The sequence below is a fragment of the Burkholderia sp. WP42 genome (assembly GCF_000745665.1).
Lineage (GTDB): Bacteria > Pseudomonadota > Gammaproteobacteria > Burkholderiales > Burkholderiaceae > Burkholderia > Burkholderia vietnamiensis.
Genome location: NZ_KN050725.1, coordinates 264,026 through 279,643, shown reverse-complemented (window position 1 = coordinate 279,643; position 15,618 = coordinate 264,026). Strand labels below are relative to the sequence as shown.

Sequence of the window (15,618 nt, the reverse complement as noted above, 5' to 3'; positions counted from 1 at the left end):
CTCGGTTATTGAGGCGGCAAATACTTCAGCGGATCGACAGGCTTGCCCTGCCGGCGAACCTCGAAATGCAGCATCACGCGGTCGGCATCGCTGTTACCCATCTCGGCGATCTTCTGCCCCTTCGTCACCGCGTCCCCCTCTTTTACCATCAAAGCGCGATTGTGTGCATACGCCGTGAGGTAAGTCGCGTCGTGCTTGATGATAATGAGGTTGCCGTAGCCGCGCAGGCCGTTGCCCGAGTAGACGACGCGGCCGTCGGCCGCCGCCTTTACCGCCTCGCCCGCGGTGCCGCCGATATTGACGCCCTTGTTCTTCGCGTCGTCGAAACCGTTCAGCACCGGGCCGCGCACCGGCCACGCAAACGTGACGGGACCGCTCGGCGCTGCCGCGCCATCGCTGGCTGCCGGGGCCGACGGCGGCGTGCTCGCCGACGACGAACCGGCTGCCGGCGTCGCCGGGCCGCTGCTCAGCGGCGCGGTCGTCACGGCCGCGCCGCCGATCGGTGCGGCGACCGGCGCGCCGGCCGTCGCTGAGCCGCCCGGCGGGGCGACGCGCAGCAACTGGTCGACTTCGATCTGGTTCGGGTTCGCGAGGTTGTTCCACGCGGCGATGTCGCGATAGTTCTGCCCGTTCTCGAGCGCGATCCGGTACAGCGTGTCGCCGGGTTTCACGCGATAGAAGCCGGGCGGCGGCGGACCGAGCGGCACCGCCGGCTGCGTGGCGGCGGTCGTGCCGAGCGAACCGGAGCGGTCGACGACGGGCGCGTTGTCGAGCCGCGTCGCACAGGCGGCCAGCAGCGTGGAGAACGCGGCCACACAGATCGCGCGCTGCGCGAACGTGAGCGGTTCCCTGGTTCGGTTGTTTTGCATCACGCGCAACATACTCATCGGTTTCAAATCACTCCGGATTTTAAAGGGACAAAGAAAACGCGATCAAGCCGCGACTCCCGCCACTGCGCGTGCGCGACGCGCTCGATCAGCGTGAGCACCTGGGGCTGCCCGCTCTGCGCGCCGACCGGCGCGACGAGCCGGCCGCCGATCGCGAGCTGCTCGAGCAGCGCCTGCGGCACGTCGAGCCCGGCCGCCGCGATCACGATCGCGTCGAACGGCGCTGCGGATGGCAGCCCGACCCGCCCGTCGCCGTAGTGCAGACGGATGTTCGGCACGCGCAGCGGCCGCAGGTTCAGCTTGGCGCGCTCGTAGAGCGGCTTGATGCGTTCAATCGAATACACGTCGCGCGCCACGTGGCTCAGCACGGCGGCCTGATAGCCGCAACCGGTGCCGATCTCGAGGACGCGCTCGAGCGTGCGGCCGGCCATCGCGAGCTCGATCATGCGCGCGACCACCGACGGCTTGGAAATGGTTTGCTGATGGCCGATCGGCAACGCGGAATCTTCGTAGGCCTGCGTCGCGAGGCCCGCGTCCACGAACAGATGGCGCGGCACCGCCGCCATCGCGTCCAGCACGCGCGGATCGGTCACGCCGTTCGCGCGCAGGCGTTCGACCATGCGCTCGCGCACGCGTTCCGACGTGAGCGCGAACGCGCCGGCCGGCGCGGCGTTCGCGGCGATCGGCTTGGGCATCGCGGGCTTCGGCACGGTCGGCTTCAGCGCGGTGGCCGGCTTCGCGGCGGCCGTGCCGGGCGGCATGCGCGCGACACCGGGCTTCAGCGCGACCGGCTTCGGCACGGCGGCTGGCTTGTCGGCGGCCTTCGGCGCCGCGATTGCCGCATGGCGTTCGCCGGCCCGACCGTCGGATTTGCGTGGCGCTCGCTTGAGATCTTCGAGCGCGAGCGGAAACCGCTTCGCGCGCTCGCCGCTCATGAAGCCCGCCCTGCCGCGCGCGCCCAGTCGCGCGTCGCGGGCAGCATTTGGGTGTGCGTGAGGTCGAGCTGCAGCGGCGTGATCGATACGAAACCGTTTGCAATCGCGTGGAAATCGGTGCCCTCGCTGGCGTCGAGCGCCGCACCGGCCGCGCCGATCCAGTAGACCGGTTCGCCGCGCGGATCGGTCTGGCGAATAACAGGCTGCGACGGGTGGCGCTTGCCGAGGCGCGTGACCTGCCAGCCTTTCAGCGCGTCGTACGGCAGGTTCGGAATATTGACGTTCAGCAGCGGCTGCCCGGGCAGCGGGTGCGCGAGATAGTGCGCGACGATTTCGGCGGCGACGCGCGCCGCGTCCGCCAGATGCGCCCAGCCCTTGTCGGCCAGCGAGAACGCGATGGCCGGCACGCCGAACATGATGCCTTCGGTCGCGGCCGCGACCGTCCCCGAGTAGAGCGTGTCTTCGCCCATGTTCTGGCCGTTGTTGATCCCCGAGACGACGAGGTCGGGCCGCGCGTCGGCCATCCCGGTCAACGCGACGTGCACCGAGTCGGTCGGCGTGCCGTTCACGTAGAAGAAACCCGTATTGGCTGCGCGCTGCACCGACAGCGGCCGCGACAGCGTCAGGGAATTCGATGCGCCGCTGCAATTCTGCTCGGGCGCGATGACCGTGACGTCGGCCAGCGGCTGCAGCGCGTCGCTGAGCGCGGCGAGACCGGGGGCGAGATAGCCGTCGTCGTTGCTGAGTAGGATTCGCATCCGGCGATTGTAACCGAGGAAAGATGGCGCGAGAGCGACAGTCCGGCGCCGACCGGCCCGGCGCGGGCAGCGCCGTTACGGTGCGCCGCCGCATCGCGCGGCGGCGTTCGCCGCACTCGGGAAAATGCCGATCCGCCGGACGTTTCGTGCATCGCTCGGCGGACTCCCGTCACCGTTCCCGGTCGGGCCGCGCGCTGCGAACGCGCGCGGTCCGCAAGCGGCGCGGCCGAGGCCCGAACCACGCTCACGCGCCGCTCAGATCGCGCCCGCCTCGCGCAGCGCGGCGATCGCCTGCGCGTCGTAGCCGAGACCGCGCAGCACCTCGTCCGTATGCTCGCCCAGTTCGGGACCGAGCCAGCGCGTCTCGCCCGGCGTGTCCGACAGCTTCGGCGTGACGTTCGGCAGCGGAATCTCGGTGCCGTCGGGCAGCTTGAAGCGCTGGATCATCTGCCGCGCGATGAACTGCGGATCGGTGAACATGTCGGCCGCGCTGTAGATGCGCCCGGCCGGCACGTCCGCCGCATTGAGCACGGCGAGCGCGTCGTCGATCGTGCGCGGCGCGAGCCACGCGGCGATCGCATCGTCGATTTCCTGCGTGCGCGGCACGCGCCCGTCGTTGCTGGCGAGCGAGGGATCGTCGGCGAGGTCGTCGCGCCCGATCGCCTTCATCAGCCGCTTGAAGATCGGATCGCTGTTGCCGCCGATCACGATGCTGCCGTCGCGGCACGCATAGGTGTTCGACGGCACGATGCCGGGCAGCGACGCGCCGGTGCGCTCGCGCACCATGCCGTATACGCCGTACTCGGGCACCACGCTTTCCATCATGTTGAACACCGCTTCGTACAGCGCGACGTCGACGACCTGCCCCGCGCCGCCGTTCACGTTGCGATGGTGAAGCGCCATCATTGCGCCGATCACGCCGTGCAGCGCCGCGATCGAGTCGCCGATCGAGATACCGATGCGCGGCGGCGGCATGTCCGGATAGCCGGTGATGTGGCGCAAGCCGCCCATCGACTCGGCGATCGCGCCGAAGCCGGGCCGGTCGCGGTACGGGCCGGTCTGCCCGTAGCCGGACAGGCGCACCATCACGAGGCCGCGGTTCTCGGCCGACAGCACGTCGTAGCCGAGGCCCAGCTTCTCGAGCAGGCCGGGGCGGAAGTTCTCGATCACGATGTCGGCCTCGCGCGCGAGCTGCCGCGCGATCGCGTTGCCGGCCTCGGATTTCAGGTTCAGCGTGACCGATTTCTTGTTGCGCGCCTGGACCGACCACCACAGCGACGTGCCGCCCTGTTCCGGGTACAGCTTGCGCCACTTGCGCAGCGGATCGCCGCCGTTCGGATCCTCGATCTTGATGACTTCAGCGCCGAATTCGGCAAAGAGGCGCGACGCGAACGGCCCCGCGATCAGCGTCCCGAATTCGAGCACTTTGACGCCCGCGAGCGGGCCCTGGGTGGTGCTCATGTGTCTCCCTGGCATGAGGAACGACGCCGCCGGGCGGCGGCGTCCGGCCTACATCGTGCGGCGGTCGAGCATCGCGCGGGCGATGGTGCCCGCGTCGACGTATTCGAGCTCGCCGCCCACCGGCACGCCGCGTGCGAGGCGCGTGACCGCGAGCCCGCGCGCCTTCAGCGTCTGGCCGAGGTAATGGGCGGTCGCTTCGCCTTCGTTCGTGAAGTTGGTCGCGAGCACGACCTCCTTGACGACGCCGTCGGACGCGCGCCGCACGAGGCGGTCGAAGTGGATTTCTTTCGGGCCGATCCCGTCGAGCGGGCTCAGTCGCCCCATCAGTACGAAGTACAGCCCGCGGTACGTCATCGTCTGCTCGAGCATGATCTGGTCGGCAGGCGTCTCGACGACGCACAGCAGCGTCGGATCACGCTCGTCGTCGCTGCACACCTCGCAGATCTGCGCCTCGGTGAACGTGTTGCACTTCTCGCAGTGCTGCAGGTGCTCGGTCGCGAACAGCAGCGACCGGCCGAGCCGCTCGGCGCCCTCCCGATCGTGCTGCATCAGGTGATACGCGATGCGCTGCGCGGACTTCGGCCCGACGCCGGGCAGCGCGCGCAGCGCTTCGACGAGCGAGGACAGGGCGGACGGCTGTTTCATGCGGCGGCAGAGAGCTGAGCGGGCTGAATGGACGCTGCGCTCAGAACGGCAGCTTGAAGCCCGGGGGCAGCGGCAGGCCCGACGTCATGCCGCTCATCTTTTCCTGCGACGTCGCTTCGGCCTTGCGCACCGCATCGTTGAACGCGGCGGCGACCAGATCCTCGAGCATGTCCTTGTCGTCCGCGAGCAGGCTCGGATCGATCGCGACGCGACGCACTTCGTTGCGGCAGGTCATCGTCACCTTGACGAGGCCGGCGCCCGACTGCCCTTCGACTTCGATCTGCGCAAGCTGCTCCTGCATCTTCTTCATGTTTTCCTGCATTTGCTGCGCTTGCTTCATCAGTCCGGCGAGGTTGCCTTTCAACATGGGAATACTCCTTCTTGATCGTGTGAAAACCGGCACGCGGCGCGTGCCGGTCAATGTGTGCGGGCGTGATTGTGCCTGTCGCGGTGCTTATCGTTCAATGCGGTTCAATGCAGTTCAATGCAAGGTCGGCGACGCGCCGTCCGGCGCGGCATCCGCGAGCGGGCGCACCGAGCCGTCGACGATACGCGCGCCGAAATCGCGCATCAGCTGCTGGACGAACGGATCGCCGTGGATCTCCTGCTCGGCCTCGCGCTGGCGCGCCGCGCGCGCGGCCGCATCGAGCGCCGCCGCGGTGCGCCGTGCCGGACCGACCTCGACCAGAACCTCCACGGGCTTGCCGAGCGCATCGGCGAGCGCGGCCTTCAGCTTCGTGACCTGGGCGGCGTCCGCATACTGCGGCACCGGCACCGACAACTTCAACGTGGTCGCATCGACGGCCGTCAGCTCGCTGTTGAACGCGAGCTGATACGCGACGCCCTTCAGCGGCAGCCGTGCGGCAAGCGCCGGCCATTCGCCGTCGAAGCCGATCGCATCGAGCGCGATCGCGGGCGGCAGCGGGCGCGCGTCGACCGGCGCCGACGGCCGCGCTTCCGCCGGCTTCGGCGCGATGCGCAGGTCGTCCGGGCCGCTGTCGAATACCGGCACGAAGCCGTCGTCGGCCGCGGCGCCGAACATCTCGTCGGCGCTCAGCGGCACGTATTCGTCGGGCGGAATGTCTTCCCACGGCGGCGGCGCCTGACGCGTATCGGCAGGCTGCGGCGCGCGGGCGGCGGCTCGCGGAGTGGGCACCACGACGGCCGGACGCGACGGCGCGGGCTTTTCGGCCGCCGGTTGTGCGGCGGCTGCCTTCGGCGCGGCGCCGGGCCGCGAGCGTTCGGACGACACGCGCATGCCCGCGTTGCGCAACACGTCGAGCGCGGCGGCCGCGCCGCCGCGGGCGGAGGCACGCAGCGCCGACTCGGCCGGCGCGGTGCGCGGTGCCGGCTCGGCGGACGGTGCGGGGGCCGCGCTGCGCGGTGCGACAGCGGACGCGTCAGGATCTGACGGCGCCGACGGACGTGCATCGTTTGCCGGTGCGGCGCGCGCTGCCGACGGCGGTTGCGCGGAAGCAGCGACCGGTGCTTCGGGCGTCGCCACTACCGGTGCTTGCGCAGCAGCAGGGTTCGCGGCGGGTGTAGCGGCTGCGTCGGCGGATTGGGCTGGTGCCGGGGTTTCGGCCGGTGCCTGTGATTGGGTCGGCGCCGCCGATTGTGCCGGTGCCGTGGATTGGTCCGGTGTCACGGATTGGGCCGGTGCCGCGGATTGTGCCGATGCCGCGGATCGGTTCGATGCCGTGGATTGGTCCGATGCCGTGGATTGGCTCGATCCCGAAGATTGGCTCGGCGCCGAAGATTGATTCGGTGCCGAAGATTTGGCCGGCGCGGTGGATTGAGCCGACGCCGAACGCGCCGCAGGCACAACCGGCGCGGCGGCCTGCGGACGCGCCGCTTCGCCTGCCCCGCCCGATACCGCAGCACGCGGCGTCGCAGCGGCAGCAGCAGCGGCCGCGCGCGGCGCAGCCGCCGGCACCCCACGCGGCACGGCGGGCTCACCACCGGGCGCGCTGCCCGAGCCGACAGCCGGCTCGAACGCGAGCATCCGCAGCAGCGTCATCGTGAAGCCCGCATATTCGTCGGGCGCCAAGCCGAGCTCCGCGCGCCCGACCGTTGCGATCTGATAGAACAGCTGAACCTTCTCGGGGCTCAGCGTCTGCGCGAACCGGCGCAGGTCGGCCGCCTCCGGCCATTCGTCGAGCACCGAGCCCGGCGCGAACTGCGCCCATGCAATCCGATGCAGCAGGCTCGCGAGATCCTGCAGCGCCGTCGAAAAGGACAGGCTGCGCAGCGACATCTCGTCGGCGATCGCGAGGATTTCGGGGCCGTCACCGGCCGCGAGCGCGTCGAGCAGACGCACCATGTAGGTCTGATCGAGCGCGCCGAGCATGCCCGACACCGCCGATTCGGTCACTTCGTTCGCCGAATACGCGATCGCCTGGTCGGTCAGCGACAGCGCATCGCGCATGCTGCCCTGCGCCGCGCGCGCAAGCAGGCGTAGCGCCTGTTGCTCGAACGAAATCTGCTCTTCGCCGAGAATCCGCTCGAGGTGCGACACGATGTGGCCGGCCGGCATCTGCTTCAGATTGAACTGCAGGCAGCGCGACAGCACGGTGACGGGAATCTTCTGCGGATCGGTCGTCGCGAGAATGAACTTGACGTGCGGCGGCGGCTCCTCGAGCGTCTTGAGCATCGCGTTGAACGCGTGATTCGTCAGCATGTGCACTTCGTCGATCATGTAGACCTTGAAGCGCGCATCGACCGGCGCGTACACCGCGCGCTCGAGCAGCGCGGCCATCTCGTCGACGCCGCGGTTGCTCGCGGCGTCCATCTCGACGTAGTCGACGAAGCGGCCTTCGTCGATCTCGCGGCACGCGCGGCACACGCCGCACGGCTGCGACGTGACGCCGGTTTCACAGTTGAGCGCCTTCGCGAAGATCCGCGACAGCGTCGTCTTGCCGACGCCGCGGGTCCCGGTAAACAGATAGGCGTGATGGAGACGCCCGCCGTCGAGCGCGTGCGTGAGCGCCCTGACGACGTGCTCCTGGCCGACGAGCGAAGCGAAATCCTTCGGACGCCACTTGCGTGCGAGAACTTGATAGGTCATCGGGAAATTGTATCAGTAACGCCGCGTCGCGCCGACACGCCAAACGGTACCGACGACGGGAAACACGTGGAGAAAAACGGAGATTGCCGCAGAAACAAAAACGCCCGACGAACGGGGCGAGAGGAAAGGTGACGAGCCCGACCCTCGGCACTGGCGGAAAACGATTGTGGCTGCTTCGTTCCCGACCTGACCAGGTTCACCGCCCCACCATGCGAGGAGGCCCGTCACGGCATATTCTATCACCGCTTCCGGCCGAATGCGACCGTTTGTTCGCGACAGTGCATTCGGGCGCGCAATGGCACACATGCGAACGGCGTGAATTGCGGCCGCCTCCGCACTGCTCTTGCAATTCGCCAACCGGCCTCCACGTTGGCTGAGCAACGGTCGAACGGCGCGTCGTACCCCTACTCGCGTAGCGGCTACTATCGCTGCCCGCAGCAGATAGCAATTTAGGCTAATATGACGCCCGAACGACCCGCGAGCCGCGCCATGCAGCGCTTAAGCCCTTCCTTCGGGAGAGCCGAGTGACCTGCCGCAGCGGCCGGCAGCCGCGAGGCGGCCGGAGCGCCCAACGCGCCGAGCAGGCAGTCCCCGAACCGAAAGAGGTATTGACCCAATGAGCGAACAGATCAAACACATCAGCGACGCATCGTTCGAACAGGACGTCGTCAAATCCGACAAGCCCGTGCTGGTCGACTTCTGGGCCGAATGGTGCGGCCCGTGCAAGATGATCGCCCCGATCCTCGACGAAGTCGCGAAGGATTACGGCGACAAGCTGCAGATCGCGAAGATCAACGTCGACGACAACCAGGCAACGCCCGCGAAGTTCGGCGTGCGCGGCATCCCGACGCTGATCCTGTTCAAGAACGGCGCGGCCGCCGCGCAGAAGGTCGGCGCGCTGTCGAAGTCGCAGCTCACCGCATTCCTGGACAGCCACCTGTAATACCGGCAAGTCCGCGGGCGTGTTGTCAACCGACAACACGCCCGCCGTCACACCGCCGATCGGCCGCTCAAGCGCGAATCGGCATATGCTAGAATCAAAAAACGTCTACAAGACGCATTAAGTCTCAGAGCGCCTCCGCTCGCCCTCCTCCCTTATTTCTTTTCGTCGCATCTCCTCCCTGGCGGGTTCTCCGTATGCATTTATCCGAGCTCAAGTCTCTGCACGTGTCCGAACTGATCGAAATGGCCAATGGCCTGGAGATCGAAAACGCGAACCGCCTGCGCAAGCAGGAGTTGATGTTCGCCATTCTCAAAAAGCGCGCCAAGACGGGAGAGACGATCTTCGGCGACGGTACGCTCGAAGTGCTGCCCGACGGCTTCGGCTTCCTGCGTTCGCCGGAAATGTCGTACCTCGCGAGCACCGACGACATCTATATCAGCCCGTCGCAGATCCGCCGCTTCAACCTGCATACCGGCGACACCATCGAAGGTGAAGTCCGCACGCCGAAAGACGGCGAGCGCTACTTCGCGCTGGTGAAGGTCGACAAAGTCAACGGGCAGCCGCCCGAGGCCTCGAAACACAAGATCATGTTCGAGAACCTCACGCCGCTGCACCCGAACAAGCCGCTGTCGCTCGAGCGTGAAATGCGCGGCGAAGAGAACGTCACGGGCCGCATCATCGACATGATCGCGCCGATCGGCAAGGGCCAGCGCGGCCTGCTGGTCGCATCGCCGAAGTCGGGCAAGACCGTGATGCTCCAGCACATTGCACACGCGATCAAGCAGAACCACCCCGACGTCATCCTGTTCGTGCTGCTGATCGACGAACGCCCGGAAGAAGTGACCGAAATGCAGCGCTCGGTCGCCGGCGAAGTGATCGCATCGACGTTCGACGAACCGGCCACGCGTCACGTTCAAGTTGCCGAAATGGTGATCGAGAAGGCCAAGCGCCTCGTCGAAATGAAGCACGACGTCGTGATTCTGCTCGACTCGATCACGCGTCTCGCGCGCGCATACAACACCGTGATCCCGGCATCGGGCAAGGTGCTCACCGGCGGTGTCGACGCGAACGCACTGCAGCGTCCGAAGCGCTTCTTCGGCGCGGCGCGCAACATCGAGGAAGGCGGTTCGCTGACCATCATCGGCACCGCGCTGATCGAAACCGGCAGCCGCATGGACGACGTGATCTACGAAGAATTCAAGGGCACCGGCAACATGGAAGTGCACCTCGAGCGCCGTCTCGCCGAAAAGCGCGTCTATCCGTCGATCAACCTGAACAAGTCGGGTACGCGCCGCGAAGAAATGCTGATCAAGCCGGAAATCCTGCAAAAGATCTGGGTGCTGCGCAAGTTCATCCACGACATGGACGAAGTCGAGGCAATGGAATTCCTGCTCGACAAGATCCGCCAGACGAAGAGCAATTCCGAGTTCTTCGATCTGATGCGCCGCGGCGGCTGACCGCCCGCCTCCACGCCGAACGGCCGCCCTGCATCTCGCACGGCGGCCGTTTTTTCGCGCCAACCTATACGTGAACGCACAGGTTTATCTATAATACGAACCATCGTCTCCACTCAAGCCCGAACATCCGATGTCGAACGAAGCCACCACGCCACTGCTGACCGTCAGCGACGCCGCAGCGCGGCTCGGCGTCACGCCGCGCACGCTGAAGTACTACGAGGAACGCGGGCTCGTCACGCCGTCGCGCAGCGGCGGCCGCTACCGGCTGTACGACGAAGCCGCGCTCGAACGCTTCGCGCGCATCCTGCGGCTGCGCGCGCTCGGCTTCTCGCTGCACGGCATCACCGAGATGTTGAAGCGCCCGCTGGAGCAGACGGACGATGGCCGGCGCCGCTATTCGGACGCCTCGTTGCGCGACATTCGCACCGGGCTCGCCGCGCAGATCGGCACGCTCGACCAGCGGATCGCGGCCGTGCAGCGCGAGCTGAAGGAAGCCGTCGCGCTGCGCAAGGAGTTGCAGCACGACCTCGACTACATCGAACGACGCCTGGCCGGCGAAAACCCCGATGCGCTGATGGCGCAGCGGCGCGCCGAAGCCGGCGCGCGACGCGCGCGCAAGGACCGCGAATGAACGTCGCGCCCGGTCGCTCGCCGCTGTGGAGCCGCGCGAACCTGCGCGCGGACCTGCTCCCGTGGGCGCTCGCGCTCGTCACCGGCATCGACTACTTCGACAACGCGGCGTTCTCGTTCTTCGCGAGCTACATCGCCGGCGGCATCAATGCGTCGCCGGACGAACTCGTGTGGTCGTCGAGCGCGTATGCGGTGACGGCCGTGCTCGGCATTCTGCAGCAGCAATGGTGGGTCGACCGGCTCGGGCATCGCCGCTACGTGGCGGGCAGCATGCTGATGTTCTCGCTGGGTGCCATCGCCGCCGCGCTCGCCGACACGTCGCTCGAGCTCGCGTTCGCGCGCGGCTTCCAGGGCTATTTCATCGGCCCGATGATGGGCGCGTGCCGGATCCTTATCCAGAGCAGCTTCAAGCCGCAGGAGCGCGCGCCCGCCACGCGCGCGTTCCTGATCATGATCCTGCTGGGCAGCGCGCTTGCGCCGATCGTCGGCGGGCTGCTCGTCGCGCATTCGACGTGGCGCGCGCTGTTCGCCTGCACGGCGCCGTTCGGCATCGCGTTCGCGGCGCTCGCGTTCGTCACGCTGCCCGACTCGGGCAGGACGCTCGACGACGAGCGCGGCCCCGGGCATTTCTGGCCCTACGTCGTGTTTGCGCTGGCGCAAGGCGCATTGCAGATCGTGTTGCAGCAGGTGCACTACCAGCTCTACAGCGGCTCGCCGACGCTGATGCTGCTGACGTTCGCGGGCATCGGCGCGCTCGCATGGTTCGCGTATCACCAGTGGCACCATCCGGCGCCGCTCGTGCGGCTGCATGCGCTGCGCGAGCGCACTTTCCAGGTCGGGCTGCTGCTGTACATGTTCTATTACTACGAGTCGACCGGCTTCAGCTACCTGACCTCCCGGCTGCTCGAACGCGGGCTCGGCTATCCGGTCGAGAACGCCGGGCGGCTGGTCGGCACGATGTCGCTGATCTCGGCCACCGCGCTGTTCGCGTACCTGCGGCATGCGAAGCGCGTCACGCACAAGAAATGGTTCGTGGTGCCGGGGTTCGCGATCGCGATCGTCGCCGCGCTGTGGATGACCCGGATGACGCCGCAGGTCGGCGACGCCGCGCTGGTCGTCCCGCTGCTGCTGCGCGGATTGCTGCTGCTGTTCATCGTGCTGCCGGTCGCGAACCTGACGTTCCGGATCTTCGCGATCGACGAGTACACGCACGGCTACCGGCTGAAGAACATCGTGCGCCAGTTGACGATCTCGTTCGCGACGTCGTCGGTGATCATCGTCGAGCAGCACCGGCTGGCCGTGCACCAGACGCGGCTCGTCGAGCGCGCGAACGTGTTCGACCCGCTGTTCCAGCAGAGCGTCGACACGCTCACGCGCGGCTACGCGGCCGCCGGCCACGCGCTCAGCGACGCGCACGCGCTCGCGATCGCATCGATCGCGCGGATGGTCGCGCAACAGGCGTCGTTCCTCGCGTCGCTCGACGGTTTCTATTACCTCGCGGGCGTCGCGCTCGTCGGCGGCCTGTTCGCGGCATGGCAAAAAGAGATCGATTGAGTTAAAAGACAGGCTTTGGATTTTCCCGCGCCGCCTCCATGCTCTCGAAACTGACCCGCTGGTTCGACGACCGCCGCCGCGATCGCGCGCTGCGCAGCCACCCGATCCCCGATGCGCTGTGGGACGACACGGTCGCGCGCCTGCCCTTCCTCGGCGCGCTTGCGCCGGACGACCAGCGCCGGCTGCGCGAGCTGACGAGCCTGTTCATCGCGCGCAAGTCGTTTTCGACCGCGCACGGGCTCGAGCTGACCGACCGGATGATCGTCGCGATCGCGGCGCAGGCCTGCCTGCCGGTGCTGAATCTCGACTTGTCGCTGTACGACGGCTGGGTCGGCATCGTCGTGTATCCGGGCGAATTCGTGATCCGCAAGACGGTGGAGGACGAGAACGGCGTGGTGCACGAGGTCGAGCAGGACGCGAGCGGCGAGGCCTGGGAAGGCGGCCCGGTGATCCTGTCGTGGGAAGACGCGCAGATGACCGACGGCCGCGACGCGTACAACGTGGTGATCCACGAATTCGCGCACAAGATCGACATGCTGACGGGCGCGGCCGACGGCTACCCGCCGCTGTTTCGCCGCTGGCACGCGCCGCACCTCGATGCGCAGGCGTGGGCCGACGTGTTCGAGCACGCCTACGACCAGTTCTGCGCGCGCGTCGATGCGGTGCCGGAGCGCGCGTGGGCGCGCTTCGAGCGCGACTCGCTGATCGATCCGTATGCGGCCGATCACCCGTCGGAATTCTTCGCGGTGTGCAGCGAGGCGCTGTTCGTGCGGCCGCAGGCGTTCGAGTCCGAATTTCCGGAGCTGTACCGGCTGCTCGCCCGCTACTATCGGCAGGATCCGGCCGGCACGGGCGCGCTCGACGCATGATGAAAATTAATCGTCAACCGTCTGATTTTCTGGCATAATCGCCGTTTTTCGACCTTAGGCAAGTGGCTCGCGCCGGGCTTGACGGCGGCCGAATCGCACGAATGCGTGCGGTCCGGTACGGCAAGCGGCGGGTTGGCTACCGCTCTCACCAAGGAACATCATGAAACCTGGCATTCACCCGGACTACCGCGAAGTCGTCTTCCAAGACATGTCGAACGGCTTCAAGTTCATCACGCGCTCGACGATCCAGACGCGTGAAACCATCGACCACGAAGGCAAGACCTACCCGCTCGCCAAGATCGAAGTGTCGTCGGAATCGCACTCGTTCTACACCGGCCAGCAGAAGATCATGGACACGGCAGGCCGTGTCGAGAAGTTCAAGAACAAGTTCGGCGCACGCGCCAGCGGCAAGGTCGCGAAGTAAGCTTCGCACCGATCCGGTGGTTGCAACGCACCGGTACCGCACAAAAGGGCAGCCCAGGCTGCCCTTTTTTGTCGCCGCTCGCCGGGACAGCACACGCGCCGGCACCCAGCGCGGCAATCGTCTGACGCGCAACGGCCGTCGCGTCTACAATGCCGGATGCTCGAATCCGGCCCGCCCGCGCACGATCGTGCCGGCCGCCTGCCCATAACAAATCAAATCGCTGATCTGCATGAAGCCTGTCGTTCGTCTCACCGCCTCCGCCACGCGCGCGCTGCCGCGCTGGCTGCTGCTCACGCTGTGCCTCGTCTATGCGGCGTTTGGCCTGTTCGGCCGCGACCCGTGGAAGAACGAGGACGCCGCGGGCTTCGGCGTGATGTGGACGATGGCGACCGGCGGCTGGCACGACTGGCTGCTACCCAATCTGGTCGGCAAGTTCATCACGACCGACGGGCCGCTCGGCTACTGGCTCGGCGCGCTGTCGATCCGCGCGCTCGCGCCGTGGGTCGACGCGAGCAACGCGTCGCGCGTCGATACGGGCGTGCTGTTCTGCATCGCCTGCGCGTTCGTCTGGTACGCGGCCTACCTGCTCGGCCGACGCGCCGAGGTACAACCGTTCAAGTACGCATTCGGCGGCGAGCCGGAGCCGCGCGACTACGGCCGCACGCTCGCCGACGGCGCGCTGCTGATTCTCGTCGCCTGCTTCGGCCTCGCCGAGCGCGGCCATGAAACCACGCCGCAGCTCGCGCAGTTCGCGTGGATCGCGATGTTCGTGTACGGCATCGTGCGCGGCATCGACAAGCCGATGCAAGGCGCGCTGTGGTGGGGCGCCGCGGTCGGGCTGGTCGCCCTGTCGGGCAATCCCGTGCTGGTGGCCGCGTTGCTGGCCGGCACGGCCGTGCTGTGGCTCGTCACGCCGGAGATGCGCAACCTGCGCCTGCCGCTGGTCGGCGTCCCGCTCGCGGCCGCGATCTTCGCGCTGTGGCCGCTCGCTGCCTTCAACGCGACGCCCGACGACGCCGCGTGGTTCTTCAACCAGTGGATCCACGGCAGCCTGATGCGCTTTTCCGGCCCGCCGACCGCGGTGCTCGCCTACGCGGCGAAGAACCTGCCGCTGTTCACGTGGCCGGCGTGGCCGCTCGCGATCTGGGCCTGGTGGAGCTGGGCCGGCATGCGCCGCCGCGCGCATATCGCGATTCCGCTGTCGGTGGTGGTGCCGCTGGTCGCGCTCGTGATCCTGCAGAGCCAGCAGTCGAACCGGATGTACATGCTGCTGCTGCCGCCGCTCGCGGTGCTCGCGACCTTCGCGCTGCCGACGCTCAAGCGCGGCGCGATCAACGCGTTCGACTGGTTCGCGGTGTTGAGCTTCACCATCCTCGGCACGTTCGTCTGGCTCGTGTGGCTGGCGTCGCTGACCGGCTTCCCGCACCCGCTCGCGCGCAACCTCGCGCGCCTCGTGCCGGGCTACGAGCCGCATTTCAAGATCCTGTCGTTCATCTGCGCGGTGGTGGTCACCGTGTGCTGGTTCGTGCTCGCGCGCTGGCGCGTGTCGCGTCAGCCGAAGGTGCTGTGGCGCAGCGTCGTGCTATCGGGCGCCGGCACCACGCTGATGTGGGTGCTGCTGATGACGCTGTGGCTGCCGATCGTCAACTACGGCCGCACCTACAGCGATGTCGCGCGACAGATCGCGTCGCACCTGCCGAAAGACTATGAATGCATCTCGCCCGTGCGGCTCGGCGACGCGCAGCTCGCGACGTTCGCCTATTTCGGCGACATGCACTTCGAATTCTCCGGCGAATGCGACGTGATCCTGCGCCAGGACCGCGCGGACTTCGGCGAGCCGAGCGCGATGTCGCAATACGTCTGGCGTCTCGTGTGGGAAGGCCGCCGCGTCGCCGACCGCGACGAGCGCTTCCGGCTCTACGAGCGCATCGAGCGGCCGAAGACGCCCGTCAAGCGCCGTGGCCCGCGCCATCGCGCGGTCGAGTGAC

14 protein-coding genes and 1 other RNA gene are annotated in these 15,618 nt (G+C 67.6%); 7 read left to right on the top strand and 8 right to left on the bottom strand.

All coding sequences use genetic code 11. The features are described from left to right. Positions 1-5: 5 nt before the first annotated feature. The 8 genes from EX20_RS27805 to ffs form a co-directional block, all read right to left on the bottom strand. Positions 6-887: a peptidoglycan DD-metalloendopeptidase family protein gene (locus EX20_RS27805; RefSeq protein WP_011884976.1), complete on the bottom strand. Its 882-nt coding sequence runs from the start codon at positions 885-887 to the stop codon at positions 6-8. Positions 888-892: 5 nt separating this feature from the next. Next, a complete protein-coding gene (locus tag EX20_RS27800; protein ID WP_011884977.1) occupies positions 893-1,822 on the bottom strand; it encodes a protein-L-isoaspartate(D-aspartate) O-methyltransferase in 930 nt (309 codons plus the stop codon). After that, entirely contained in the window at positions 1,819-2,580 is a 762-nt protein-coding gene (surE, locus tag EX20_RS27795) for a 5'/3'-nucleotidase SurE (RefSeq protein ID WP_011884978.1), read from the bottom strand. The genes EX20_RS27800 and surE overlap by 4 nt, the downstream gene beginning before the upstream one ends. Positions 2,581-2,835: 255 nt before the next feature. Next, positions 2,836-4,041, bottom strand: coding sequence for a CaiB/BaiF CoA transferase family protein (locus EX20_RS27790; RefSeq protein WP_011884979.1), 1,206 nt, complete (start codon positions 4,039-4,041; stop codon positions 2,836-2,838). A gap of 48 nt (positions 4,042-4,089) precedes the next feature. Then, positions 4,090-4,686 (bottom strand): recombination mediator RecR, encoded by a 597-nt coding sequence (recR, locus tag EX20_RS27785; RefSeq protein ID WP_011884980.1) that lies wholly within the window; start codon positions 4,684-4,686, stop codon positions 4,090-4,092. A gap of 40 nt (positions 4,687-4,726) precedes the next feature. After that, the gene (locus EX20_RS27780; protein ID WP_006755698.1) at positions 4,727-5,053 is read right to left on the bottom strand and encodes a YbaB/EbfC family nucleoid-associated protein; all 327 of its coding nucleotides are present in this window, start codon (positions 5,051-5,053) and stop codon (positions 4,727-4,729) included. A 114-nt stretch (positions 5,054-5,167) separates the two neighbouring features. Continuing rightward, positions 5,168-7,753, bottom strand: a complete 2,586-nt coding sequence (locus tag EX20_RS27775; RefSeq protein ID WP_034195405.1) for a DNA polymerase III subunit gamma/tau — start codon at positions 7,751-7,753, stop codon at positions 5,168-5,170. Between the two features lie 127 nt (positions 7,754-7,880). Beyond that, positions 7,881-7,979: signal recognition particle sRNA small type (ffs, locus tag EX20_RS31515), an RNA gene on the bottom strand. A 390-nt stretch (positions 7,980-8,369) separates the two neighbouring features. Between ffs and trxA the strand changes: the two genes are divergently transcribed. The 7 genes from trxA (at position 8,370) to EX20_RS27740 (ending at position 15,617) form a co-directional block, all read left to right on the top strand. Further along, positions 8,370-8,696 carry a thioredoxin TrxA gene (trxA, locus tag EX20_RS27770; protein WP_006402348.1) on the top strand — a complete coding sequence of 109 codons (327 nt, stop codon included), beginning with the start codon at positions 8,370-8,372 and terminating at the stop codon, positions 8,694-8,696. A 194-nt stretch (positions 8,697-8,890) separates the two neighbouring features. Further along, on the top strand, positions 8,891-10,153 hold the full coding sequence (gene rho / locus EX20_RS27765; RefSeq protein ID WP_006478662.1) for a transcription termination factor Rho: 1,263 nt from the start codon (positions 8,891-8,893) through the stop codon (positions 10,151-10,153). A 130-nt stretch (positions 10,154-10,283) separates the two neighbouring features. Beyond that, on the top strand, positions 10,284-10,784 hold the full coding sequence (locus EX20_RS27760) for a MerR family transcriptional regulator (RefSeq protein ID WP_034195404.1): 501 nt from the start codon (positions 10,284-10,286) through the stop codon (positions 10,782-10,784). Continuing rightward, positions 10,781-12,337, top strand: a complete 1,557-nt coding sequence (locus tag EX20_RS27755) for an MFS transporter (protein WP_034195403.1) — start codon at positions 10,781-10,783, stop codon at positions 12,335-12,337. The genes EX20_RS27760 and EX20_RS27755 overlap by 4 nt, the downstream gene beginning before the upstream one ends. Before the next feature lie 38 nt (positions 12,338-12,375). Further along, positions 12,376-13,206 (top strand): M90 family metallopeptidase, encoded by an 831-nt coding sequence (locus EX20_RS27750; protein WP_011884984.1) that lies wholly within the window; start codon positions 12,376-12,378, stop codon positions 13,204-13,206. 160 nt (positions 13,207-13,366) lie between these two features. Next, positions 13,367-13,630, top strand: a complete 264-nt coding sequence (locus EX20_RS27745) for a type B 50S ribosomal protein L31 (RefSeq protein WP_011884985.1) — start codon at positions 13,367-13,369, stop codon at positions 13,628-13,630. Between the two features lie 229 nt (positions 13,631-13,859). Next, positions 13,860-15,617: an ArnT family glycosyltransferase gene (locus EX20_RS27740; protein WP_011884986.1), complete on the top strand. Its 1,758-nt coding sequence runs from the start codon at positions 13,860-13,862 to the stop codon at positions 15,615-15,617. The last annotated feature ends 1 nt before the right edge of the window (position 15,618 follow it).

What these genes read in the sequence shown, in the direction of transcription:
- EX20_RS27760 (WP_034195404.1), top strand. Translation starts at nt 10,284, where the DNA reads ATGTCGAACGAAGCCACCACGCCACTGCTGACCGTCAGCGACGCCGCA.
- EX20_RS27805 (WP_011884976.1), bottom strand. Translation starts at nt 887, where the DNA reads ATGAGTATGTTGCGCGTGATGCAAAACAACCGAACCAGGGAACCGCTC.
- trxA (WP_006402348.1), top strand. Translation starts at nt 8,370, where the DNA reads ATGAGCGAACAGATCAAACACATCAGCGACGCATCGTTCGAACAGGAC.
- rho (WP_006478662.1), top strand. Translation starts at nt 8,891, where the DNA reads ATGCATTTATCCGAGCTCAAGTCTCTGCACGTGTCCGAACTGATCGAA.
- recR (WP_011884980.1), bottom strand. Translation starts at nt 4,686, where the DNA reads ATGAAACAGCCGTCCGCCCTGTCCTCGCTCGTCGAAGCGCTGCGCGCG.
- EX20_RS27755 (WP_034195403.1), top strand. Translation starts at nt 10,781, where the DNA reads ATGAACGTCGCGCCCGGTCGCTCGCCGCTGTGGAGCCGCGCGAACCTG.
- EX20_RS27800 (WP_011884977.1), bottom strand. Translation starts at nt 1,822, where the DNA reads ATGAGCGGCGAGCGCGCGAAGCGGTTTCCGCTCGCGCTCGAAGATCTC.
- EX20_RS27790 (WP_011884979.1), bottom strand. Translation starts at nt 4,041, where the DNA reads ATGAGCACCACCCAGGGCCCGCTCGCGGGCGTCAAAGTGCTCGAATTC.
- EX20_RS27750 (WP_011884984.1), top strand. Translation starts at nt 12,376, where the DNA reads ATGCTCTCGAAACTGACCCGCTGGTTCGACGACCGCCGCCGCGATCGC.
- EX20_RS27745 (WP_011884985.1), top strand. Translation starts at nt 13,367, where the DNA reads ATGAAACCTGGCATTCACCCGGACTACCGCGAAGTCGTCTTCCAAGAC.
- EX20_RS27740 (WP_011884986.1), top strand. Translation starts at nt 13,860, where the DNA reads ATGAAGCCTGTCGTTCGTCTCACCGCCTCCGCCACGCGCGCGCTGCCG.
- surE (WP_011884978.1), bottom strand. Translation starts at nt 2,580, where the DNA reads ATGCGAATCCTACTCAGCAACGACGACGGCTATCTCGCCCCCGGTCTC.
- EX20_RS27775 (WP_034195405.1), bottom strand. Translation starts at nt 7,753, where the DNA reads ATGACCTATCAAGTTCTCGCACGCAAGTGGCGTCCGAAGGATTTCGCT.
- EX20_RS27780 (WP_006755698.1), bottom strand. Translation starts at nt 5,053, where the DNA reads ATGTTGAAAGGCAACCTCGCCGGACTGATGAAGCAAGCGCAGCAAATG.